The sequence below is a fragment of the Myxococcus vastator genome (assembly GCF_010894475.1).
In the GTDB taxonomy this organism is placed as follows: domain Bacteria; phylum Myxococcota; class Myxococcia; order Myxococcales; family Myxococcaceae; genus Myxococcus; species Myxococcus vastator.
This window is the reverse complement of the sequence record NZ_JAAIYB010000088.1, coordinates 1-22,405: the sequence shown is the minus strand read 5'-3', so window position 1 is coordinate 22,405 and position 22,405 is coordinate 1. Positions and strand designations below refer to the sequence as shown.

At 69.1% G+C, this 22,405-nt stretch carries 20 protein-coding genes; 15 read left to right on the top strand and 5 right to left on the bottom strand.

Annotation, left to right across the window (positions count from 1 at the left end; all coding sequences use genetic code 11):
- The 6 genes from G4D87_RS11700 to G4D87_RS11675 all read left to right on the top strand — a co-directional run.
- Window positions 1–452, top strand: a 452-nt coding sequence (locus G4D87_RS11700; RefSeq protein WP_205507548.1) for a DoxX family protein, incomplete at its 5' end; no start/stop codon positions are given.
- Between the two features lie 240 nt (window positions 453–692).
- Window positions 693–2,012: a PQQ-dependent sugar dehydrogenase gene (locus G4D87_RS11695; RefSeq protein WP_163781935.1), complete on the top strand. Its 1,320-nt coding sequence runs from the start codon at window positions 693–695 to the stop codon at window positions 2,010–2,012.
- Between the two features lie 191 nt (window positions 2,013–2,203).
- Entirely contained in the window at window positions 2,204–3,919 is a 1,716-nt protein-coding gene (locus G4D87_RS11690) for a B12-binding domain-containing radical SAM protein (protein WP_163781933.1), read from the top strand.
- 189 nt (window positions 3,920–4,108) lie between these two features.
- Entirely contained in the window at window positions 4,109–4,573 is a 465-nt protein-coding gene (locus G4D87_RS11685; RefSeq protein WP_163781931.1) for a carboxymuconolactone decarboxylase family protein, read from the top strand.
- Window position 4,574: 1 nt separating this feature from the next.
- A complete protein-coding gene (locus tag G4D87_RS11680; protein ID WP_163781929.1) occupies window positions 4,575–5,441 on the top strand; it encodes a sigma-70 family RNA polymerase sigma factor in 867 nt (288 codons plus the stop codon).
- 187 nt (window positions 5,442–5,628) lie between these two features.
- Window positions 5,629–6,939, top strand: a complete 1,311-nt coding sequence (locus G4D87_RS11675) for a hypothetical protein (protein ID WP_240358200.1) — start codon at window positions 5,629–5,631, stop codon at window positions 6,937–6,939.
- An 80-nt stretch (window positions 6,940–7,019) separates the two neighbouring features.
- On the opposite strand, the gene G4D87_RS11670 is transcribed toward G4D87_RS11675, so the two are convergent.
- On the bottom strand, window positions 7,020–7,715 hold the full coding sequence (locus G4D87_RS11670) for an NADPH-dependent F420 reductase (RefSeq protein WP_163781927.1): 696 nt from the start codon (window positions 7,713–7,715) through the stop codon (window positions 7,020–7,022).
- Between the two features lie 152 nt (window positions 7,716–7,867).
- Between G4D87_RS11670 and G4D87_RS11665 the strand changes: the two genes are divergently transcribed.
- Window positions 7,868–8,833, top strand: coding sequence for a 3-hydroxyacyl-CoA dehydrogenase family protein (locus G4D87_RS11665; protein ID WP_163781925.1), 966 nt, complete (start codon window positions 7,868–7,870; stop codon window positions 8,831–8,833).
- Complete coding sequence (locus G4D87_RS11660) at window positions 8,830–9,420, top strand: MPN domain-containing protein (protein ID WP_163781923.1); 591 nt, start codon at window positions 8,830–8,832, stop codon at window positions 9,418–9,420. Before G4D87_RS11665 ends, G4D87_RS11660 begins: the two co-directional genes overlap by 4 nt.
- Before the next feature lie 80 nt (window positions 9,421–9,500).
- Here the strand turns inward: G4D87_RS11660 and G4D87_RS11655 are convergent, their stop codons facing one another.
- On the bottom strand, window positions 9,501–10,964 hold the full coding sequence (locus G4D87_RS11655) for a PDZ domain-containing protein (RefSeq protein WP_163781921.1): 1,464 nt from the start codon (window positions 10,962–10,964) through the stop codon (window positions 9,501–9,503).
- 45 nt (window positions 10,965–11,009) lie between these two features.
- A complete protein-coding gene (locus G4D87_RS11650) occupies window positions 11,010–11,234 on the bottom strand; it encodes a hypothetical protein (RefSeq protein ID WP_163781919.1) in 225 nt (74 codons plus the stop codon).
- A 119-nt stretch (window positions 11,235–11,353) separates the two neighbouring features.
- On the opposite strand from G4D87_RS11650, the gene G4D87_RS11645 reads away from it, so the two are divergent.
- The 6 genes from G4D87_RS11645 (at window position 11,354) to G4D87_RS11620 (ending at window position 16,687) form a co-directional block, all read left to right on the top strand.
- On the top strand, window positions 11,354–12,430 hold the full coding sequence (locus G4D87_RS11645) for a hypothetical protein (protein ID WP_163781917.1): 1,077 nt from the start codon (window positions 11,354–11,356) through the stop codon (window positions 12,428–12,430).
- Window positions 12,427–13,347 carry an AHH domain-containing protein gene (locus tag G4D87_RS11640; RefSeq protein WP_163781914.1) on the top strand — a complete coding sequence of 307 codons (921 nt, stop codon included), beginning with the start codon at window positions 12,427–12,429 and terminating at the stop codon, window positions 13,345–13,347. The genes G4D87_RS11645 and G4D87_RS11640 overlap by 4 nt, the downstream gene beginning before the upstream one ends.
- A gap of 19 nt (window positions 13,348–13,366) precedes the next feature.
- A complete protein-coding gene (locus tag G4D87_RS11635) occupies window positions 13,367–13,951 on the top strand; it encodes an imm11 family protein (protein WP_163781912.1) in 585 nt (194 codons plus the stop codon).
- A gap of 99 nt (window positions 13,952–14,050) precedes the next feature.
- Window positions 14,051–14,764, top strand: coding sequence for an immunity 49 family protein (locus G4D87_RS11630; RefSeq protein WP_163781910.1), 714 nt, complete (start codon window positions 14,051–14,053; stop codon window positions 14,762–14,764).
- A 75-nt stretch (window positions 14,765–14,839) separates the two neighbouring features.
- A complete protein-coding gene (locus G4D87_RS11625) occupies window positions 14,840–15,367 on the top strand; it encodes a DUF1993 domain-containing protein (RefSeq protein ID WP_163781908.1) in 528 nt (175 codons plus the stop codon).
- Window positions 15,368–15,526: 159 nt separating this feature from the next.
- On the top strand, window positions 15,527–16,687 hold the full coding sequence (locus G4D87_RS11620; RefSeq protein WP_163781906.1) for an ankyrin repeat domain-containing protein: 1,161 nt from the start codon (window positions 15,527–15,529) through the stop codon (window positions 16,685–16,687).
- A 161-nt stretch (window positions 16,688–16,848) separates the two neighbouring features.
- On the opposite strand, the gene G4D87_RS11615 is transcribed toward G4D87_RS11620, so the two are convergent.
- A complete protein-coding gene (locus G4D87_RS11615) occupies window positions 16,849–19,665 on the bottom strand; it encodes a carboxypeptidase regulatory-like domain-containing protein (protein WP_240358199.1) in 2,817 nt (938 codons plus the stop codon).
- Window positions 19,666–20,025: 360 nt separating this feature from the next.
- Between G4D87_RS11615 and G4D87_RS11610 the strand changes: the two genes are divergently transcribed.
- Entirely contained in the window at window positions 20,026–20,478 is a 453-nt protein-coding gene (locus G4D87_RS11610) for a hypothetical protein (protein WP_163781904.1), read from the top strand.
- Window positions 20,479–20,742: 264 nt separating this feature from the next.
- Here G4D87_RS11610 and G4D87_RS11605 read toward each other — a convergent pair.
- On the bottom strand, window positions 20,743–22,405 hold a 1,663-nt coding region (locus G4D87_RS11605), incomplete at its 5' end, for a DEAD/DEAH box helicase (RefSeq protein WP_504112557.1).

The following is a 22,405-nucleotide window of genomic DNA, read 5'->3' as shown; positions in this document are numbered from 1 at the left end:
CGACCCACACCGAACTCCCGCACGCCGCCCCGGCCCCCCGCCCGCGGTCGGCCACACAGTCCTCCTCGAAGAAGGCCCTGTGGACCGGACGCGTCCTGAGCGGCATCGCCGTCCTCTTCCTGCTGTTCGATGCCACCGGCAAACTGCTCCAGATTCCCGAGGCGCAGCAGGGCACCGTGGAGCTCGGCTACCCCGTCAGCGTGCTCTTCGGCCTGGGCGTCGTTCAGTTGGTGTGCCTGGCCGTGTACCTCATCCCGCGCGTCTCCGTGCTGGGCGCCATCCTGTGGACGGGCTATCTCGGAGGCGCGGTCGCAACCCACGTCCGGGTCGGCAACCCGCTCTTCTCCCACATGCTCTTCCCCGTCTACATCGCGACGCTGCTCTGGCTGGGGCTGTGGCTGCGCGATGCGCGGCTCCGCGCCGTCCTTCCGGGCCGGGCCACCTCGCCATAGTCTTTGGGGGCCCCGAAACTCGGCGAGAGCCGTTGCGCGCCAGGCATTGCGCTCCGGCCATTCCATACAATTGGTGCCTCGCTGCACAGCGATTGACGCTGGCGTGCCGCGCTCCACCCGAGTCGAGAGCCTCTGTCCGATGTCCGGCACGGAGCGGCCGCCGGTTGAAGCGCGGACTTTCCACTCGACTCCAGGCACGCGATGTTCGCTCCCCTTCTATCCCCCTCAGGAGAGAGTCGCATGCGCACCCTGCCGCTGCCCCTCATCGTCGCCGCCCTCCTCTCTGGCTGCAGCCAGACCCCAAACCCCACGCCAACGCCCGAGGACTCGGGCGTCCCGCAGCAGGACTCGGGCCTCCCGCCAGATGACGCGGGCGTTCCGCCGGACGACGCGGGTGTTCCGCCGGAGGAGCCGCTTCCCACCGGGCCCCCGGTCCCGCAGGGCCCGCCCAACGTGCCCGAGTTTGATCCGGCCTTCCCCGGGCAGACACGCGTCCCCGCCATCCAGACGCAGACGCCCATCCAGGTCACCGAGATTGCCTCGGGCTTCAGGAACCCCTGGGCCATCGCCTTCCTGCCTGACCAGCGCATGCTGGTGACGGAGAAGCCCACCGGCTCGCTCTACATCGTGACGCCGCAGGGCGCGAAGTCCCCCGCCGTCGCGGGGCTGCCCGCCGTGGATGGCCGTGGCCAGGGGGGCCTGCTCGACGTGGAGGTCGGTCCCGACTACGCCCAGAGCCAGCTCATCTACTGGACCTATGCCGAGCCCCGCCAAGGCGGCAACGGGCTGGCGGTGGCGCGCGCGAAGCTCGTGGACGGCGAGCAGCCTCGCGTGGAGGACGTCCAGGTCATCTTCCGCATGATGCCCACGCTCGAGTCGACGCTGCACTCGGGGGGGCGGCTGGTGTTCACCCCCGACGGCAAGCTGTTCGTCACGCTTGGGGAGCGCTCCATCCTCGCGGGCCGGGTGCAGGCGCGGGACGTGAAGAGCCATTTCGGCAAGGTGGTCCGCATCAACCCCGACGGCTCCGTACCCCAGGACAACCCCTACGTGAACGACCCGGAGGCGAAGCCGGAGATATGGTCGGTGGGCCACCGCAACATCCTGTCGGCGGCGCTCGACAGCCAGCACCGGCTGTGGACGGTGGAGATGGGGCCGCGCGGGGGTGACGAGCTCAACCGCCCCGAGGCCGGCAAGGACTACGGCTGGCCCACCATCGGGTATGGCGAGGAGTACTCCGGCGCGCCCATCCACGAGAGCCCCCGGGGCCCGGGCATGGAGCAGCCCGTGTACTACTGGGACCCGGTGATTTCTCCCTCGGGGATGACCATCTACACGGGGGACCTGTTCCCCGAGTGGCGGAACAACGTCTTCATCGGAGGCCTGTCCAGCCAGGCGCTGGTGCGGCTCATGATGCGGGATGACCGCGTGGTGGGCGAGGAGCATCTCCTCAAGGACCAGGGCGCGCGCATCCGCGAGGTGGTGCAGGGGCCCGACGGAGCCCTCTACCTGCTCACCGACGCCACCAACGGAAAGCTGCTCAAGGTGACGCCGCGCTGAAGTCACCGCCGGCCACGGCGCACTCCACGCTCCCCGAGCGACTCCGGTCCTCGGGGGGTGAAGGAGCGCGCCGGGTGGGCTTCCGCCAGGGCCTTGGGAACGGCCAGGCGGCCGAGCGTCACCATTCCGCCCGAGCCAGGCCTGTTTCGCCTACGCTGCGCGCCGTCCCTTGAAAGGCCGGTGTGCGTCGCATGGGTGGTCGTGTCCTCTCTCCAGTCCTCCTCGTCGGTGCCGGCACGGGGGAGGCCACGTGCGGCATCCTGTACCTGGCGGGCTACCTGCGACGCGGCGGCATCGAGGCCTTCGTGCGGCTCTACGACGGGGATGAGTCCGAAGCCGAGGTGACACGCACCTTCGAGAGCCTCCTGCGCCGCGTGCGCCCGAAGCTCGTGGGCATCAGCCTCAAGTGGTTCCACCACGTGGACCGCGCGCTGCTCATCGCGAGGACGGTGCGGCGGATTGACCCCTCCATCCGCATCGTCGTGGGAGGCAACTCCGCGTCGTACTGGTGGAAGGAGCTTAGCGGCTACGACAGCATCGACCACATCGTGCTGGGCGACGGCGAGGTGCCCCTGCTGGCGCTGTGCAACGGCGAGGAGGCGCCGGTCAACGTCGTGTCGAGGAGCCCGGACGGCCGCCCGCGCCGGCTGCCGCTGGAGTACGTGCAGCGCGCCACGAACACGGACGACATCTACTACTCGCACTTCAACGACCTCTTCCTCAGCCAGATGGACCAGCACTCGTTCTCCGGCTGGGTCGCGCCCGGCAAGGGGTGCGGTGAGAACTGCCTGTATTGCGGCGGGGCGCGCGGCAACCAGAAGGCGGACTTCGGGCGCGCGAAGCCCTTCCTGCGCGCCGAGGAGAACGTGCGCCGCGACCACCAGGAGATTGCCAGCCGGACGTGGCAGATGCGCTACGACTTCGCGGGCAGCACCGCCGGGTTCCTGAGCAGCACCTGGGCGGGCGTGGACCTCTCCCACCACTGCTGCACGTACTTCCTGTGGGGCGTGCCCCGGGTGGAGCTGATGGCGGCGCTGGCCGCGACGTTCCAGCGCGTCTACATGGTCATCGACATCGGCTGCTTCTCCGAACAGCAGCGGCTGGAGCAGATGGGCCGGGGCCTGCTCAAGCCCTGCGCGAAGGACCGCGAGCTGCTGGAAGTCATCGACGCCTGCCGCAAGTACCCCAACCTGGACATCGAAATCTCCGGCATCGGGGGCCTGCCCTTCGCGAGCAAGGCCACGCTGGCGGAGGAGCTGCGGCTCGTGGAGCGCATCATCGGCCTGGACTGCGTGGTGGGCTACCAGCGGCTCGAAGCACAGCCCGGGGCGCTGGTGACGCAGCACCCCGCGCGCTTCGACATGGTGACGGAGGCGAAGACGTTCGCGGAGTTCCTCGACTACTTCGAGCGCCGCGAGCCCGGTGACGTGTCCGTGCCGATGATTCGCTTCCGCGACGAGGGCCTGGAGGCGGAGGTCCAGCACACCTCCGACCGGGTGGACGCGCTGGCATGGAAGCACCGCGACACGCGCAAGCGCGTCGCCATTCAGGGCAGGACGCGGCTGCGCAACACCGCGCCCTGGACCCAGCGCTTCACGCTGGGGGAGTGGCTGGGCAGCCACCGCGCCCCCCCGAAGCTCGCGGGTGAGGCGGTGACAGTCTTGCGCTCCGTGGATGGCATCACGATGAGCTGCGCCCCTTCTGTCAGCCCGAAGCGGTTCTCCGACCCCACGCTCACGCAGGGCGAGGACGGCGCCATCCTCCTGGCCGCCCTGGCCGCCTTCGAGCACCCCACGAGCGTCTCCAGCGCGGTGTCGAAGCTCGGCGCGAAGGCCCGGCTCGACCCGCATTCCGCGCGAGAGGTCATCGACCACCTGGTGGACGGACGCTTCCTCCAGCCGGCGTGAGCTTTCGCACCGTGTGGAGGTGAAGGCCGCTCGGGCGGTGGGCGAGGCGGGGCTCGACGGATTCCCCGCCCCCGGGAGCGGTGGGGCGAAAAATCGGCCGGAAAGGGCCATGTCACACGCGGCCCCGGCTGCGTCGTCCTGGGGTGGAAGGCAGGCACTTCCGCCCTGCACGACACACAGGAGCTCCCCATGAAGCCCCGGATGAACGCGTTCGCCGTCGCCCCCGATGCGATGAAGCTGACCCTCGAGTACGGCCAGAAGCTGCTGGAGCTGGGCCTGGAGAAGAGCCTCCTGGAGCTGGTGAAGATCCGCGCCTCGCAGATGAATGGCTGCGCGTTCTGCATCCACATGCACACCCGGGACGCCCGCGCGCACGGGGAGACCGAGGAGCGCATCTACCTGCTGGACGGCTGGCGCGAGTCGCCGCTCTACACGGAGCGCGAGCGAGCGGCCCTGGCCTGGACGGAGGCCCTGACGCACGTCTCCCAGACGCACGCGCCCGATGAGGACTACGCTGCCCTCACGCCGCACTTCTCGGAGCAGGAGATCGTGCACCTTACCCTGCTCATCGGGATGATCAACACCTGGAACCGCATCTCCGTGGGGTTCCGCTCCATTCACCCCGTCACCGCTCCCCGCACCGAGGCCGCCTGACGTGAACCCCGCTGACGCCTTCGACCCGCTGCGCCCCCGCTTGCTCCGCATCGCCTACCGGATGCTGGGCATCGTCGCGGAGGCCGAAGACGTGGTGCAGGAGGCGTACTTGCGCTGGCACCAGACCGACCGCGCCGCCGTGCGCGACGCCGAGGCCGTGCTTGTCCGGACGGTGACGCGGTTGTGTCTGGATGTCTTGAAGTCCGCCCGCGTGCGCCGCGAGGAGTACGTGGGCACCTGGCTTCCGGAGCCCATCGTCGAAGCGGTGGAGGGTGATGACTTGACGCTGACCCTGATGATGGCCCTGGAGCGGCTGTCCCCTTTGGAGCGCGCCGCCTTCCTCCTGCACGACGTGTTCGGCATGGACTTCGACGAGGTGGCGAAGGCCATCGCCCGCGACCCGGCCGCCTGCCGCCAGCTCGCCAGCCGCGCGCGGGCCCACGTGCGCGAGGCCCGGCCCCGCTTCCCCGTGTCGGAGGCCCAGGGCCGTGAGCTGGCCTCGGCCTTCTACGCCGCGTCCCGGAGCGGGGACATGGGCGCGCTCCAGGCGCTGCTGGCCCAGGACGTCGTCGTGTACTCCGACGGCGGCGGCAAGGTGAAGGCCGCGCTCAACCCCATCCATGGCCAGGAGAAGACGCTGCGCCTCTTCGAGGGCTTGCTGCGCCGCCTGGATGTGAATTACTCGCAGCTGGTGCACGAGGGCTTCATCGACGGACTGCCCGCCTTCGTCACCCTGGAGAAGGACGGCACGCTCCAGACGACGGCCCTGGCGGTCGAGGATGGCCGCGTCGTCGCCATCTACGTCATCCGCAACCCCGACAAGCTCCGCGCGGTCCGTGCGCTGGTGGGAGACAAGCTGCCGACTTGAGCGCCACCCCGGCGGCCCCACCCTCGCCGTGGGCCACGGGCGCAGGTGTTCGTTCAAGGCGCGACGAAGCCCGCGTGGCGTCGCCCGGCGTCTGTCCATTCGCCCGCTTCGGCCTGAATACCGCGTTGCGACCACCCGCCCCCGCCGTGGACCCTGCTGCCGGACTGATGTTGCAAGGGGGCAATTCATGCGTGGACTGTCAAAGCAAACTCGTGGCTGGGGCGCTTTGCTCCTCGGGGGGCTGCTCACCCTGGCGTGCGACGGTGAAGCGGAGCTGTTCGAAGGGAGCTCCCCTTCGAAAGAGGACGTCGAGGCCGGGCTTCATGGTCCAGGGAGTCAGGGGCCCTACCCGAACTGGACGACCCCGAGCTTCTCGACGGCGGCCCAGGTGGCCGAGGACGGAAACCAGTTCTTCGTGGCCTGGTCCGATGGCCGCCCCGGCCGCTTCTACGCCGCGCGCGTCTCGAAGAATGGCCGGTTGCTGGACCCGGATGCCATCTCCCTCAACCCCGAGCTACGGCCTGACGCCTACTACCACGCGACCGCGTTCGATGGCCGGCAGTTCCTCGTCGTCTGGACCGGAGACAGCTCCATCTTCCTGACGCGCGTCAACCGGAACGGGACATTGGACGGCCCGCCGGTCACGCTCTTCACCCCCACCGACCACCAGCCCGCGGGCTCCCCGGGCATCGCCTGCCACGACCGCAAGTGCCTGGTGGCGTGGATTGGCTTCGGCGGAACCGCCAGTGGCGCGGTCCGCGGCATCACCCTGAACACGGCGAAGCCGGGCTTCGACGTCCAGGAGGTCTTCATCTCCAACCAGCTGTCCGCCATCAACTCCTATGGCGTCGCGGTGGCCTGGTCCCATGACCGGTACCTGGCGACCTGGACGGACATTCGCTTCGGCGGCCAGGACATCTTCGCCGCGAGAGTCCGGCGCACGGGCGCGGTGCTCGACCCGGACGGCTTCGTCATCTCCGCTGCGCCGGGCAATCAGAACTTTTCGGCGGTGACGGCGACGAAGCAGGGCTTCTTCGTCGCCTGGAGCGACGCACGCCATGGCACCGCCGACATCTACGGCGCCCGCGTGAAGGACGGGACCGCGAACGTCCTGGACCCCAGCGGCATCCCCATCGCCACCTCGGGCACGAATGACCTCTCGCCCAAGGTCGCCTCCGAGGGCCACCAGGTGCTCGTCACCTGGAGCGCGCTGACGGCCGACACCGGCCGCGTCCGGGGCGCCCGGGTGAAGCTGAACGGGGACGTCCGCGACCGCCGCGGCTTCGCCATCTCCCGGGGCGCGGCGGCGCGTCAGCTCGTGTCCGGCAACGTGGCCTATGCCAACGACAAGTACTTCGTCGTCTACGGGCGTGCCCCCGTACTGGATGAACCGCCCTACCAGGTCACCGTGGGGACCCGCGTGAAGCAGGATGATGTCTTGGACATCCCAGCCATCCGCATCTCGCACGCGCCTTCGGTCGAACAGCTCGCGCCGTGACGCGCGCCTGAGCCGCCTCACGCCCAGGGGCGGCGCGTGGCCTTCGAGCCCGTCCATTGTTCGCGTTGAACGCGGCTGCCTCAGCGGCTGAACATGGCCTTGACGCTCAGGTCGTTCTGCCGACGGACCTCGGCGACCTTCGTCGCGTCGGCGGCGGCCAGGGCCTTGGGGAGCTTCTCGGCGTCGAGGTCGGCGCAGTACACCGCCGTGCCCGGCTGCTGCCGCCAGGACTCCGACAAGGGGCCCGCGTCGATGGCGTCGAAGCCCAGCGCGTCGACGAGCTGAAGAATCCGCTGTCGCGCCCGCGGGTCATCCCCCGAAACCGGGAGCGCGATGCGCCCCGGTGCCCCACGGGGCAGGCCCTTCGTGTCCAGGCTGCCAGCCTGGATGTTGTTGAAGGCCTTCACGACCGGACGCTTCAGCTGCGCGGAGACCCACTCGCTGTCGGTCTGCCCCGCATCGATGGCGCCGATATGGCCGTCGCGGAACTCCGGGTAGTAGTTGCCCGTGTCGACCACCACGACGTCCGCGGGCACGTCGTCGAACAGGCCGGGTGGCAAGTCCGTGATGGCCTTCTGGGGAATGGTGACGATGACGATGGGGCCCGCGTGCGCCGCGTCGCGAACGGTGACGGGCGTTGCGCCCACGCTCGCCGCGATGGCCGTGACGCCCTCGACGCCGCGCGAGTTCGCCAGTGAAATGTCATGCCCCAGGGCCTTCAGGTGCCGCGCCAGGGTCGCGCCAATGTTCCCCGCGCCGATGATTCCGATGTTCATGGGACGAGCAACCTAATGAGGCGGTCCTCGGCGCGCTCGTCATTCCGCACCCTTCGGCATGGCCCGGTGCATCAATCACACACGCGCCATGAACAATTACAGCAACACATCAAGAGGTTGTCTCTGTCGTGCGGGCTGGCAAGGTGCACCCCATGACACATCAGCGGCTGAAGAGGATTGGCGTGGTGGGCGGGGGCGCCATGGGGTGCGGTATCGCGCTCGAGCTCGCCATCGCCGGCAGACAGGTGGTGCTCTACAACACGCGCGCTGACAGCAGCGAGCGGGCGCGCGCGAAGCTGGAGCGAGACGCGGCGCTGCTGGTGGAGACGGGCCTGCTCGCTCCACAGCAGGCTCCCGCCGCGCTCGGACGCATCCGCCGCACCACGGTGCTCGCCGAGGCCGCCGTGGAGCAGGACCTGGTCATCGAATCCATCCCGGAGGACCTTGCCCTCAAGCAGCAGCTCTTCGGCGAGCTGGACCGGCTCGCGGCCCCCGACACCCTGCTCGCCACCAACACCACCGCGCTGAGCGTGACGGCCATCGCCCGGGATTGCACGCGGCCCGAGCGCGTCCTCTCTGCCCACTACTACCTGCCCGCGCACCTCATCCCGCTGGTGGACGTCATCCCCGGCGAGAAGACGTCCCCCGACGCGGTGGAGACGGTGCGGCGGTTCCTCGAGGAGCTGGGCAAGTCGCCCGTGGTGTTCTCCAGGGACGTGCCGGGCTCCGTCGGCCCGCGCCTGCAGCAGGCCCTCATCGGTGAGGCCATCCGGCTGGTGCACGAGGGCGTGGCCACGCCGGAGATGGTGGACCGCGTGCTCACCCAGGGCGTCGGACGGCGCCTGGGCGCTTCGGGTGTCTTCGACCGGCTGGACCTGGTGGGGCTGGACTTCATGACGGCCCTCCTCCACGGCGCCGGCCGCCCCGTGCCGCCCGTGCTCGCGCAGAAGGTGGAGCGCGGCGAGCTGGGGCAGAAGACGGGCCAGGGCTTCTACGCCTGGACGCCCGAGTCCACCGCCGCCTACGAGGAGCGCATGGCCCGCCACCTCGCCACCCAGCTTCGTGAGGACCGGGCGGCGGGCCGCCTCCGCGCGCCCACGGCGGAGCTGGAGGAATGAGGACGGAGGCCGTCCTGCTGGACTCGGCGGTGCTGTCGGACTTCCTGGTGGACGCCATCCGCGAGTACACCACCTGCACCCCGGAGCTTCCGCCCCGGAGCTGGGCCGTGCTGCTGGGGCGCGTCGTAGGCGACGCGATGCGCGTGGAGCGTGTTCGCTTCGCCACCAACATCCGCGAGACGGATGAGCGCGTGCTCCAGGAGTTCGACGCCACCATCATCCCCCGCTTCGGCGCCTGCTACGCCAACGGGCGTCGTGGCTTCTGGTGCGAACCGCGGGAGCTGCTGCGCATCACCACCGAGGCGGAGGCCCAGGGACTGGACGTGCTCGGCTCCATCCACCTGCACCCGGACTGGCACCGCATCGGCCCGCCCCACGAGCGCGGCCTGCGCGTCAGCCAGGATCCCACGCCCATGGACCGTCACCTCTTCCACGGCAGCGGCTGGCCGCTCAACCTGATTCTCTACCTGGAGCGGCGCGAGGGCCGACTCTACCACTCCGTCGGAGCGTGGGCTCCGCCCGATGGCTCGGAAGCTGGCGCGGGCTGTCGCGCGCTGGCCATCCGCATGGAGACTCCAGAGCGGTGAAAGTGGAGGCGGCGGGAATCGAAGCCACCGCCAAGGGTCCCCAACAAGCGCGCTTCAGCACTGTTCGTGACGACTGGCGCTCAGTGCCTGTGACACGAGAACAAGAGGGGCGCGAGCGCGCCCTTCACCTCGTACGAAAACGAATCGCCGTGCTTATCGGAGGTGGCCCACTTGATTTCGGGTTGGGCCTGGAGCCACGTCACCGTAGCGGGAAGGTTGGCGCAGGGGTCGCGGAAGGCGTCGAAGAACTTGCGTTCGAAGGCCTTCCACTTCGCGTAGGACTCACTCGCCTCCCGGTCCTGCTCGGCCACCTCCTCCTTCGTGACAATCTTCACGTCCACCGGATGGCTCCGCAGGGTGCTCCCGTCGGGGAAGCCCAACTCCAGCGCCAGCCGCACGGTGCGCGGCGCCTTCGTGTCGATGGCGACTTGAAATCGTTGCTCGCGCTCCGTCTCCTGCACCTTCGCCTTCTGGAGCCTCCGGGCGACGCCCCCCTTCGCGTCAAGTTCGACCAGGGCCACCTTGGACGGCATGGGAATGACCTCGGACGGGCGAGCCCCGAGCTCGAGGCTTCCGTTCTCGCCGACCTCGAATTGCTTGATGGGCCACGTGTCGTCCTCGCTCCTGGACTGGCCCGCCAACGCGAGCTGGTTGCGCGGGTCCTTCGCCATGTAGGGCGTCGGCTGATTGCAGACCACGGCCAGCGTGGCGGTGAAGTCCCGCGTCTCGACGGGGGCGCCCTTGCAGTGCAGCGCTCCACGCAGTTGGACTTTCAGTGGAGGCGACGTGCTTGCACATGCCCGCCGCACCGCGGCAGGCGCCCAGAGCGGCAGGTCCACGGTGAACTTCGAGCCACCGCGGGCGGAGTCGGAAGGCAACAGCGTCTGGGGAAGGCCGCGCGCGGCACCGCCGAGCACCACCTTCTCCAGGGGCCCCGGACAGGTCGCGGTCAGGGTGGCGCGGGCGTAGACCCGGGCCGGCGTGAAGCCTCCGCCCGTCATGGCCTTCAGTGCGCCCGCGACCACGTAGGCCGTGGTCTCCTGCGCCAGCGTCAGCTCGGGCCTGGGCGGGGGAGGTCTCGCGTTCATCAAAAGGCGCATGTGGTACTGCGCCTGCTGGCGCGGCGTCAGCCTCGCGACCTGTTCTTTCGGGAGGGGAATGACGGGGAACTCCTCGGCCGGGCGCGGGTCGGTCCGCGCGAGTTCCACGCGCAGGAACCTCTTGTCCGCCCAGACCTGCAGTTGGAGCGGCTCATCCCACGTGGGAATAAGCGCATCGTGCAGGTCGACCAGGGAGAGCGTCGTGATGGGCCCGCTCGCGAAGCGCCGCACAGGCGCGGTGATGCGCTCGATTCGCATCCCGGGCTCGAGCCCCGCACGGGCGGCGACGCTCCCGCGCTCGACTCGCGTCACCGTCACCTGCTCGCCGTCCGCCTGGACGGTGAAGCCGAGGGGCTCCACGGTGACGGACCCGGTGATGGCCATGGGCGCTGCCGTGAGCAACCATGCGCTCGTGAGCGCGGACGTCATGACCGCCAGGAACATGGAACGACCTCCTGACCACAGCATTGCAGGAGGGCCACTGTGGCGTCACGTCTGTTGACTGCCCGCGAGCTGCTCGCCGAACTTGGATACAGCCTCCAAGCGACAAAGTAGATGCAGGAGGGAGCGGCCCACCCAGAGCGGGATGCGCAGTCCCGGTACATCAACGCCGAAGCCGCTGCGTTTCAAGCACGAGGCCAGCCAGTCAAGCGGCGCTACCGGCTTGGGAACTCCGAGCTGAAGGCGCTCAACATCACGCCCGCCGATTTTCATGGTGAGTGGAACTCCGTCGTCAGGCCGCGCCCGAACTCGTCATTGAAGCTCCAGCCCTTACACTGTAAGATGTAGGTTTTGGACCGGAGACTGCGCCGATGCGAATCGTGGCGGTGGGAATGAGTTCCAGCCTCGGTCCTTCGACGACGGCCTGCGCCGCCTTCCGCGCGGGCATCGTCCGGACAAAGCCCTCCGAGTCGGTGACCACGTTCGCACCTGGCGACAGTGAGCCCCAGCCCGTCTTCGTCCACGAGGTGCTGGGTTCGACCTTCGGCTTCACGGGCGAGGGGCGGCTCGTGGCCCTTGCCATGGAAGCGCTGGAGGACCTGCGGACCTCCGTGCCGCTGGAGTCACTGGGACGCGAAGCGGGCATCTTCCTGGCCCTGCCGGACTTCTCGGATGGCTCGGGGCCCGTGGAGCTCGCGGCGGCCACCGAACGACTGGGGCGCCGCATCCTGAAACGAGCGCTGGAGGGACTCGGCGTCTCCTGGCCGGAAGAGCGTTGGAGATTCTTCAGCGGCGGCTCCGCGGGCTTCGCGCTCGCGCTGGAGTCCGCCCAGCGGGCGATGGAGCGCCATGACTACGAGACGTGCGTCGTGGGCGCCATCGACTCGCTCGTGGAGCCAGGCACCCTCCGCTACCTGCTGAGCGAGCGTCGGCTGAAGACGACGGACAACCCGGTGGGCCTCGTACCGGGTGAGGCGGGCGCCATCCTGGTGCTCCGCAAGGGCCCGTCCAGGCTCGAGCCGGCGACCGGGCCCACCGTGGACATCGCAGCCGTTCACCTCGGACGCGAGCCTCACGCACGTGGCGCGAAGCTGCGGCCCGATGGAATGGCGCTCGCGGCCTGCGTGCAGGCGGTGCTGAGTGCCGGCCCAGGCGCCAAGGACGACGTGCTGTTCATCACGGACCTCAACGGCGAGGAGGTGCGCGCCTGGGAGTGGGGCTGTGCGCTGCTACGCCTGAGGGGGGATGGCGCGGTCGCAGGGGATTCGCCCTTCTGGATTCCAGCCACGGGCTTCGGTGACGTGGGCGCGGCAGCGGGCGCGGTGGGAGCGGCGCTCGCGCGGCATGCGTTCCTTCGGCACTACGCGCCCGCGCGTCGCCTCGTCGTCATCTCGCAGTCGGACTCAGGGGAGCGTGCCGCGTTCGCCCTGTCATCCAGTGGTATCCCAGGAACCGGAGGTCGCACGTGAACAACTCCAGCGGTGGCAGGCGAGCAGGCGTGGCGATGACGCTCAAGGAGCTCATGCAGGGCACCTTCGAGCTGTATGGGAAGGTCGTCTCCGACGGGCGGCCCAACATCCGCAACTTTGGCCCAGCGCCTGGCAGCGGCGGCGCGATGAAGCGCAATGAGCCCCGGAAGAAGCAGACCGACGACACGAAGAAGCGAAAGAAGGACGCCAGCCAGGAGGAGGCGGCACCCCACGCCAACCCCCAGTATCCCAAGCGCGCCAGCCTCTCCAAAGGCACTCAATACAACAAGAATGGCGCCAGCTACATCCGCGGCTCCCGGCCCACCGAGTACAACACCTACCCGCACCTGGGCCCCGCGGCCTTCCAGGCGGACGTACAGTCACGGGCCAGCATCACCCAGCCGGGCAACTTCAACCCGTCGCTGAGCGGTGTGAGCCAGCCCTATGCGTGGCGGGGCCACCACCTGATTCCGGGCGAGGCGTTCTACACCGAGGACTCCACGGGAAAGCCCATCTTCGACGAGCCCGAGAACTTCGACATCCTGTTGCAGACCCCCTATGACATCGACCACGGCCACAATGTCATACTGCTCCCGTATGAAGCCTGGGCGGTACCTGTCCACGCGCTGATCTGCCATCCCAACAACCACAATGACTACTCAAGGGATGTCATTCAGCGACTGAAGAGCATCGACAACGAAATCGACACCCTGCGCGGGCAGGCCACGGAGCACGAGGCCATCGTGGCCAACGTGTTCAGTCAATTGAAGGACCTCGAATCGGACCTCTGGGAAGACCTGCTCGATGAGTCCCGGAGCGCCGTCCGCAGCGCCGCGGAGGGCGAGCTGTACGAAGGCCCCTGGTGTCGCTGGAAGACACAAGATGACAAGGAGTACGTCTGGCCTTCACTCTGGTAGGCCAGCAACAGGAGCCCCCGTGAGCTTTTCGCTACTATGTGACAAAAATGACGGCGCCCTGCTGGATGCCTATCCGGAGGGAGGCCCCGAAGGGTGGCGCTACCTGGTGTCCCAGCGCCTGGCGGCCGAGTACCCCTCGGGCGGTCTCACCATGGGGTTCTCGCCCAATTTTCCGGATCGGCGAAAGCTCTATGACTTCGTCGACAGCATCCTCGAAATCCGCATCGTCTCTGACCGGGTGCGCCAGGTCATCCAGGAGCTGACGCCCCGTGACGCGGAGTTCCTCCCCGTCACGCTCGTGGACCACCAGAAGGACGTCGTCGCGCGTGACTACTTCATCATGAACGTCATCGCGGACCGGGATGTCATCGACCTGGAGCGCTCCACCGTCCGGATGAGCCATCTCCTCAAGGACAACATCAGCCGGGTGTCGGAGCTGAAGCTCAAGGAAGACATACCACCCGATGGCCCGAAGCTCTTCCGGCCGCGACACCTGCGTGGCTACACGATGGTGGACCCGACCGTCCAGGCCGCGCTGACCACCGCGAAGCTGACAGGGGTGAAGTTCCTCCCCGCCAACGGCTGGAACGGCAAGTACCGCTGAGGGGACATGGACATTGACTTTCATCAACTGCGGGAGAATGCGGGGGCGGCGGCGCCAGTCCTCATCTCGCACATTGACCCGGATGGGGAACGGAACCGGTTGATCGAAGAGGTGCGTGAGCTGTGCCGCTGCTTCGTCAACATCGCGGCCGCCACGCTTCTGCTGGAGGGACGTCCGCAACCGTTCTTCCTCAACCTCTGCCGGACCGCGGAGAACTGGCGCCGCCTCCTTCTTCATCTGGAGCGGCGCAAGCTGCAACCACCGCCCGCCTCGTGGGGGCTCATCCCCCTTGCCGGAGTGGTGGCAACGGGACAGTGGGAGCTCGCTCGCCAGGTGGCGGAGCGGATGACGACGACCTGGCAAAAGGACTCAGGCGAGTACGCCGCGGAGTTTGCCTGGACCTCCGCGCTGGCCGGCCTGGTGCTGCACGCAACGCGCGGTGAGGACCCCACGCCGAGAATCCAGGAACTGGCGCGCGTCTCCAAGGAGGAGTGCTGGCCCACGCTCACACAGGCGCTGGTGGACAAGGACACCCCCACATTCCTCTCCGCGTTCTCCGACGCCCTCTCCCATCATGAGGCCCGCACCGAGAAGCTGGCGCGAGGCTTCACACAGCGCGAGGACCACTTCGGCGCGCATCGGTATCTGTGGTTCGAAGGGCTCGCCCTGCTCCGGCTCGCGCACCAGCGCGGGCTCGACGTACCCAACGAACGCTACCGCTACTGCCCGCCCCTGGCCCAGGTGCCGATGACCGAGTCATATCAGGGCGACTGGGTCACCCGTCTCGGCGATGCAGCCTCGGGAACGCCGTGAGGCGCGGCCTCTCCCCAAGAGCGCCTGGCGGGCCGTGGCGACCCTGCCAGGATTGAGTCATTCGAGGAGACACCGATGTCGATCTACGAAACGACCGTTCCCTGCTTCGCGCAGATGCTGCGAGCGCTGCTGGTTTTCCTGCAGAAGGGGGAGGCGCGTGCTCGCGAGCTGGGCTGCGACCCGAAGAACCTGCTTCAGTCGCGACTGGCTCCCGACATGCACAACCTGGCCAGCCAGGTGCAGTTTGTCTGTACCCAGGCGCAGGAAGCAGTGCTGCGGCTTGGCCAGCAGCCGCTGCCGAAGCTCGACGTGCCGGTTGACATGGAACAAGCGAACGCCTTGATTGAGCGCACGCTGCAACTGCTGTCGAGCGCTGACCGGGCGCGGATGGAGGAAGGCGCACAACGCCAACTGTCCATCGAGTTGCCCAATGGCATGGCCTTCGACATGACCGGCGGCGAATACGCACGGAACTGGGTGACACCTCAGTTCTACTTTCACCTAGTCACGGCCTACAACATCCTGCGGCACAACGGTGTGCCGCTTGGCAAGGCCGACTACGTCCAGCACATGTTCGCCTACCTGCGCCAGCCAGCGGCCTGAGTCGAGGGCATCGGGTTTCAACGCGTGAAGAAGCGTGCTCGATACAGGTAGGCTGCGACGCTCCGGCGTCCAGCCCGATGCCCGATGCCCGATGCCCGATGCCCGATGCCCGATGCCCGATGCCCGATGCCCGATGCCCGATGCCCTCAGGTAGCGCTCATGAAGCTCGACAAGCCCGAGAACCTGTTTGCCGCCATCGAGCGGTGCGATGTCTTCGCGGTGGAGGACCTGCTGGCGAAAGGGGCCGACCCCGACGAAGTCGACCTCCACGGCTACCAGGCCACGCCCTTGGCGTATGCCTGCAGTCACGGTGACGAGGCCGCCGTGCGCGCGCTGCTGGACGCGAAGGCCGCTCCGGATGCAGCGGCCTTCCAGCCGCCGCTGGTCGCGGCCACTGAGCATGGCTTTGCCGCCCTGGTGACCTTGCTGGTGAAGGCCGGCGCGGAGGTGAACGCGGGGGACGAAACCGGCGCCACCGCGCTGTGGACGGCCGCCGCGAATGGCTTCGCCGACATCGCACGATGCCTGGTGGAAGCCGGCGCCAATCGCGAGCAGGCGGACAACGACGGCACGTTGCCCGCCATCGTGGCGCTGGAGAACGGCCATGTCGCGCTGTCGAACTACCTGAACGATCCGGCGAGCTACCCGGCCACGCATTCCTTCTGGCGCGGCAGCAAGAAGCGAGCGCGACAGGCGGCGGAGGCACGGCGCGCCCAGGTTGTCGACAGGGCCACGGGCCAGGACGTCCGTGGCGCTGCTGCCGCCGAACCCGAATGGACGTTCTCCGGTGGAATTGCGCGCAGCCAGTGGGCGACCCAGGACTTCCCTTCGGTGGCCGCCGCCGGCAACCTTGAGCTGGTGGGGCGGATGCTGGACGCCGGCCTCGACCCTGACTGGACGCAGTTCAAGGGCAACCCGACGGCCCTGATGCTGGCCGCGCGCAGTGGCGAGCTGGGTGCGGTGGACCTCCTGCTCGCACGCCGCGCCAAGGTGAACCACCGTACGGACAAGGGGCTCACCGCGCTGCACATGGCGCTGTTCAAACCGTCGGCGCGCGTGCACGGCCCCATCATCCGCAGCCTCTTGGCGGCGGGCGCCGATCCCAATGTGCCCGACGATGAAGGACAGCGGCCGCTGCAGCGCGCGCTGGCGCATGCGGTGCCGGCGCTCGTCCAGGCATTGATAGAAGCCGGTGCCGACCCGTTCATACGCGACCGCGCCGGCCGCATGCCCGCCGACTGGGCGCCAACCCATGGCAAGCACGCCGATGCCATCCGCGAACTGCTGGAGACGGCGCGCAAGGGACGGGCGGCCGAATAGTCGACCGCACGAATCCCCTGTCGCGCGGTGGAGCCAGGGGAGGCGCCGGGCGGAGCGTCTGAAGCCTGCGGCGGAGAGGAATGGGCCAGGCAATTCCACCGGGCCCGTGCGTCAAGCTCCGTCCCCGAACGGCGGGACGGAGCCGCGACGTTGCGACGACGCTAACGCGCCGGGACGCGCAGGACCCGGTCGTGCGGCGGCAGGCAGAGATTCTCGGCAGGCACTTCCTGCCCTTCGCTGCCCTGCCCCCACGTCACCACGGTGCCGTCAGCGAGGAAGGCCTGGCTGGCGTTGCTCGTGACGGCAATGCCTACCACGTCCCTCACGTCGGAGGGCGGGGCAATGGCGCTGTCGCCCCAGGCCACGAGGGTGCCATCCGCCTTCAATGCCAGGACGAAGGAATCACCTCCCGCGATGGCCACGACCTCCGTGAGGTCCGCGGGGACGCTCAGGTCCGAAGGGAGGCCGCCGCCCCAGGCCACCACGGTGCCGTCCGCCTGGAGGGCGAAGGCGGCCGTGCGCGACGTGGTCACGCTCACCACGTCGGTGAGCCCCGCCGGAGTCGGGTGGAGGCCGGCCAGGGAGGGCTCACCCCAGACGGAGACGTGATGGGAAGGGAGGACCCCCACGCCCCCATGCGCCCCGCAGGCGACGGTCTGCTGGGGCACCACCCGCACGGAGGTGGTGGTGTGCCGCCGCCAGGGAACACCGGGCGTCACGACGACGTCGTGCTCGCCCGGCCCCACGTGGTGCTCCACCCGCGCCACCACCTGCGTGTCGGACCAGGAGATGAAGTCGGTGACGGCTTCTCCTCCCACCGTCACGGTGAAGGGGCCGCGCTCCGCTCCGAAGCCGGAGCCCGTCAAGGTCAGGTGTCCGCCCTGGACCGCCAGCCTGGGCGCGGAGACCTCGAGCGCGCCCAGCCTCGCCAGGGACAGGCTGACCGGCTGGAGCTGGCCCTCGCTCACGTCCAGCTCCGCCACGGCCTTCGCGTAGTTCGCCTTGGTGGCCGCCAGGGTGTGATGTCCCTGAGGCACGCCCTCCAGGACGAAGTGCCCCTGGGCATCCGTCGTCGCGGTGGCGCCAAGGCCGGAGAGCGACACGGTGACCCCCTCGTGGTGGCGCTCACCTTCGAGCTTGATGATGCCCGCCACCACGCCGGGCCGGCGCTGCAGCGTGATGTTCACCACCGTGTTCTCCTGATACCGCACCACCACGCTGCGCTCCTGAATCTCATAGCCCGGCCAAAAGGCGGACAGCGTGTACGGCCCCACGACGAGGCCACTGAAGGAGAAGCGGCCCTGGGCGTCCGTCAACACGGTGACGTTGCCCGGAAGCAGCGCCACGGAGATGCCCGAGGTGGTGTTGGCGTCCTCCAGCAGGACCACGCCCGAGATGCTCCCGCGAGCGATGGCCAGCGTCAGGTTGACCTGCGTCTGCTCCCCAGCGAGCACCTCCACGACGCGTTGAGCCGGGGCGAAGCCGTCCTTCTGGGCCTCCAAGGTGTAGGAGCCCGTGGGGAGGCCGGCGAGGAAGAACTGGCCCGCGGTGTCCGTGCGCGTGCTGATGGCCGTCCCCGCCAGGGTGACGTTGATGTCCACCGGCGAGCCCCCGCCCTCGAGCAGGATTCTGCCGGACACGTTGCCCCGCTCGCGCGTCAGTGAGAGCGAGACGGTGGCCACCTGGTTCTCCTGCACCTGGACGGACTCGCGCGTCACGCCGTAGCCGCTCAGCCGCCCTTCCACCGTGTACGCGCCCGCGGCCACGTTGCTGAAGGCGAAGCGGCCCTGGCCGTCCGTCGTCGTCGTGGCCCCTGTCTCCGTCAGCGTGACGGTGATGCCGCTGTGGTTGCTCGCGCCCTCCAGCAGGGCCGTGCCCTCCACGCGGCCCTGGGCCCGCACCAGCGTGAAGGCGACCGTGGCCGCGGCGCCCGTGCGCACCGTGACGGTTTGCTGGGCCACCGCGTAACCCTGCCGCTGGGCGGTCAGGGTGTAGGTGCCCAGCGGAAGCCCAGTGAGGGTGAACTGGCCCTGCGCGTTCGTCGTCGTGTTGGCGCCCGTCTGCGTCACGGTGATGGTGACGCCCGAAGGCGTGGCGCCGTCCGACAGTTGCACGGTGCCCGCCACGTCCCCGCGCACGAGCGACAACGTCAGGTTGACCTGGCTCGGCTGGTTCGCGCGGACCTCCACGAGTTGTTGCGCGTCCACGTAGCTCTCCCGCCGCACTCGCAGGGTGTATGTGCCCGTCATCACGTTCTGGATGTCGAACTGACCCTCGGCGTTCGTGGTCGCGGTGAGGGACGCTTCCACCAGGGTGACGACGGCGCCGGCGTGGTTGCTCGCGCCTTCGAACTGGATGACGCCTGTCACGCTGCCCCGCTCGCGTGTCAGGGAGAGGTTGACCAGGGTGGAGCCCGTGCCCCGCACCTCCACCGTCTGCCGCGTCTCCAGGTAGCCCGCCTTCTGGAGCGCCAGCGTGTAGGTGCCCTGGGCCAGGTCGGAGAAGGTGAAGATGCCCGTCGCGTCCGAGGTCGTGGTGGCGCCCGTCTCCACCAGGGTGACGGTGACGCCCGAGGAATCCAGGACGCCCTCCACCTGGACGCTTCCGAGGATTGAACCCCGTCCACGCCCGAGGTCGAGCCTCACGGAGGCCGTTGCCTCCGCGATGACCGTGACGGACTGCCGGGCCTCCGTGTAGCCGGGCCTCTTCGCCACCACGAGGTGCGTGCCCGGGGGGACGTTCTCCAGGGCGAAGCGGCCGTCAGTGGCCGTGGTGGTGCTCAGCGAGGCGCCTTCCACGGAGACGCTGATGCCCCCGTGGGACGAGGCGCCCTCCAGGATGGCCTGGCCTTCGATGCGCCCGCCCTGCGTCCCCGAATCGGGCTGCGTCCCCGCGTCGGAGGGGGTCGTGGAGGTCGAGGAACAGGCGGAGAGGGCCAGCAGGAGGGCCCAGAGCCAGGAAGGGCGATTGAGGCGCATGGGGTGTGCCACTCGGTGGAAACAGGAAGGGGAAGGACGGCCAAGAAGCCTGACGGTACCTGGATTCTACGATTCCGTGGAATGGAGTGACCGCGGAAGGCGTGTGGCGGGGGATGCGACTGCCCCGCGGGAGTCCTTCCGCCCTGGCGCGCTCACGCAGTCGTGGGCGCCGTGGCGCCTGGCCACGTCGAAGCTCCGGCGCTTGACGGCGGCGACGCCGGGCACCCCGTAGCGCCACCGGGACCCAGGGCACTTCCAACAGGTGAACAGTTCAGAACACTTTCCAACCAGACAAAAAAGGGCCCAGGCAAACCAATTAAACTCCCGATGCCTTACCAACCCAGCCCCCAGGAGCGCCTCATGACATTCCAGACAATCCTGAAGCACCTTCAACTCAGCGCGGCAATTGCCTCAACGGCAATCCTACTTGGCGCCTGTGGGGAACCCCTTGCCGACGAGGAAGAGGTTTCAGGTATGAGCAACACCGTCACCGCGCTCAACATCTATCCTCCAGCGGCGACCATGTCCTGCAGCAGGTATAGCCAATCCGGCACCTACAGCTGCTCCGGCAATGTCAGCAATGGCGTGGCACCGTACACCTACCAGTGGCAGGAAGTGGATGACTTCGGTGGCGGCTCGACGAGTACCTACTGGTATAACGGCACGACCACTCGTAGCGGTGCCTGCCAGTGGGGGCTCTATACCTATGGAACGTACTACACCAAATACGTCCGGTTCCGAGTCATTGACGCCAACACCTACGTGTCGAACGTGGTGGAGCGGAGGATCAACTGCTGGACTCCGACTGAGTAGTTCGTCCAGCCATTGCTGAGCAATTCCCGGGGACGTGCACGAGCGGGCTCGGCCAGGCGGGCGGCCTGGGTAACACGCCATCCCAGGAGGTCGCTCGGCGGATGCTGGGGCCTGGCAAGCTGCCGCCACCCCACGACACCGTGCCCATCGACAGTTGGGGACAGCGCCGCGAGGAGTTCCGGCGGGCCCACGCGCGGATGACGCGGGTGGAGCTGCGGCTGGCAGGACCGCGATGCGTGGTGAGCGCCCTGCCCGTGCGTCAGGTCAGCGACGCCGCCGGCCGCCTCCCGGCCGTCTGCCATTCCTGGGGGCCTTGCCGTGATGGCCCCCACGCCTGGGGGCGCCGGGCTCCCGGTCCTGCCGCGGGAGTGGACGCTCACGGGTGGCCGCGGCGATCTCGTCCGGCATCCAGGGCCGGTCAAGCAGTTCCTGGAGCTCGAGGAGCGAGCGAGCCTCGAGCACGCCCCGCCGGCCCCGGGCAACGCTGAAGCGCTGGGGGCGGTCGAGCCGCGGCAGCTCCTCGTCCACCAGAGAGCGCGCGAGCTTCTCCGGCAATTGCAACCGCACCACGCCTCGCGGGGCTCCGTCCGACAGCACCTCCACGTCGTACTCGAGCGGCACCTCCTGCTCGCGCACCTCCACGGCGTCCGGGAGCGCCAGGAGCGCCTGACGCGTCACGGGCGGCACGAGCGCGTCCAGCTCGAGCCGCAGCGGGCGCGCCTTGAACTCGTCGAGCGTGTCCACCCCCTCCAGCTGCGCCGCGTAGAGCGCCGTGAGCTCCGGCAAGCCCAGCGGCGCGGTGGTTCCTCCCGAGCGGCGCCACAGCTCGCGCACCTCGGCGATGGCGACCCGGTGACGGTCCACCGCGGGATGGGGTGCCTCGCCCCGCGCCAGCGCCTCGGCGAGCGCGTGCCGGACCGCCTTGGCGAGCTCCGGCCCCCAGGCGCGCAGCACCTCCACTTCCCGTTCGAGTTCGAAGCCGAAGTAATCCACCCGCGTCTCGAGCACGACCGAGCGGAAGCGCGCGTCGTACACCGGCGCCGCCGAGTGACGGCGGGCGTAGCGGCGCAGCAGGGACTGGGGAAGCTGGGTGCCTTCGATGCCGGCCTGCGAGTCGCCGTTGCGGCCGGCGAAGTAGCGCAGCGTGCCCGCCACCGCGCCCAGGTTGCCGCACACGCTCGTCTTCGACACGCGCGCGACCTCGCCCCAGGCGGTGCGCTCGTCGATGACCAGGTCGAAGGGCATGAAGCGCACGAGCAGGTCGCAGAAGCGCCGGGAGACGCGCGGGTCCGCGAAGGGCATGCGCGCGGGCAGCGCCAGCCCCACGCTCCGGTACACGCTCGCCATCGCGAGCGCCGCGTCCTCCAGGGCCTTCACCAGCACCCCACGCGCCTCCGCCCAGGCCGCGAGCTTCTCCGCATGGAAGACGTGGCGCGGCAGCCCCTGCGCCTCCCCCACCGTGCCTGCTTCACGGAAGGCCTCCGCGTAGAGGTTGTACGCCGTCAGGTGGTCGCTGCCGGGCACGAGCAGCCCGTCCAGGTTCCGCTCCTCGCGTGTCATCCGGTGCAGCGACTCCACCGAGCTGCACACCGCGAGCACCGGCAGCAGCGCGTCCTCCGCGTTGACGATGAGCTCCGCCCACGGGCGCTCCACGGGCAGTGCCTCCACCGCGCGGCCGTAGTCGGACAGCCGTCCGTCCGCGTCCACGATGTTTCGCGCCTGCAGCTTCGCGAGCGCCCGGCGATAGGCCTCGCGGTCCAGCGGCACGGGCAGGTCCAGCGCATCCGCCCGCACGCCCAGGGCCGCGGCGGTGAGCGCCACCCGCTCCGGCTCGCCCGCGAGCTGGAACTCGGGGGCGGTGGGCCGCAGCGAGGCGAAGTGCAGCGGCCGGTCGCTCAGGATGAAGATGTCTCTTATCCACATCTGA

Excerpts from the sequence above, each read along its gene's own strand:
- G4D87_RS11610 (WP_163781904.1), top strand. The coding sequence starts at position 20,026 with ATGACATTCCAGACAATCCTGAAGCACCTTCAACTCAGCGCGGCAATT.
- G4D87_RS11645 (WP_163781917.1), top strand. The coding sequence starts at position 11,354 with ATGAGTTCCAGCCTCGGTCCTTCGACGACGGCCTGCGCCGCCTTCCGC.
- G4D87_RS11650 (WP_163781919.1), bottom strand. The coding sequence starts at position 11,234 with ATGAAAATCGGCGGGCGTGATGTTGAGCGCCTTCAGCTCGGAGTTCCC.
- G4D87_RS11615 (WP_240358199.1), bottom strand. The coding sequence starts at position 19,665 with ATGCGCCTCAATCGCCCTTCCTGGCTCTGGGCCCTCCTGCTGGCCCTC.
- G4D87_RS11660 (WP_163781923.1), top strand. The coding sequence starts at position 8,830 with ATGAGGACGGAGGCCGTCCTGCTGGACTCGGCGGTGCTGTCGGACTTC.
- G4D87_RS11695 (WP_163781935.1), top strand. The coding sequence starts at position 693 with ATGCGCACCCTGCCGCTGCCCCTCATCGTCGCCGCCCTCCTCTCTGGC.
- G4D87_RS11690 (WP_163781933.1), top strand. The coding sequence starts at position 2,204 with ATGGGTGGTCGTGTCCTCTCTCCAGTCCTCCTCGTCGGTGCCGGCACG.
- G4D87_RS11665 (WP_163781925.1), top strand. The coding sequence starts at position 7,868 with ATGACACATCAGCGGCTGAAGAGGATTGGCGTGGTGGGCGGGGGCGCC.
- G4D87_RS11685 (WP_163781931.1), top strand. The coding sequence starts at position 4,109 with ATGAAGCCCCGGATGAACGCGTTCGCCGTCGCCCCCGATGCGATGAAG.
- G4D87_RS11670 (WP_163781927.1), bottom strand. The coding sequence starts at position 7,715 with ATGAACATCGGAATCATCGGCGCGGGGAACATTGGCGCGACCCTGGCG.
- G4D87_RS11655 (WP_163781921.1), bottom strand. The coding sequence starts at position 10,964 with ATGTTCCTGGCGGTCATGACGTCCGCGCTCACGAGCGCATGGTTGCTC.
- G4D87_RS11625 (WP_163781908.1), top strand. The coding sequence starts at position 14,840 with ATGTCGATCTACGAAACGACCGTTCCCTGCTTCGCGCAGATGCTGCGA.
- G4D87_RS11620 (WP_163781906.1), top strand. The coding sequence starts at position 15,527 with ATGAAGCTCGACAAGCCCGAGAACCTGTTTGCCGCCATCGAGCGGTGC.
- G4D87_RS11675 (WP_240358200.1), top strand. The coding sequence starts at position 5,629 with ATGCGTGGACTGTCAAAGCAAACTCGTGGCTGGGGCGCTTTGCTCCTC.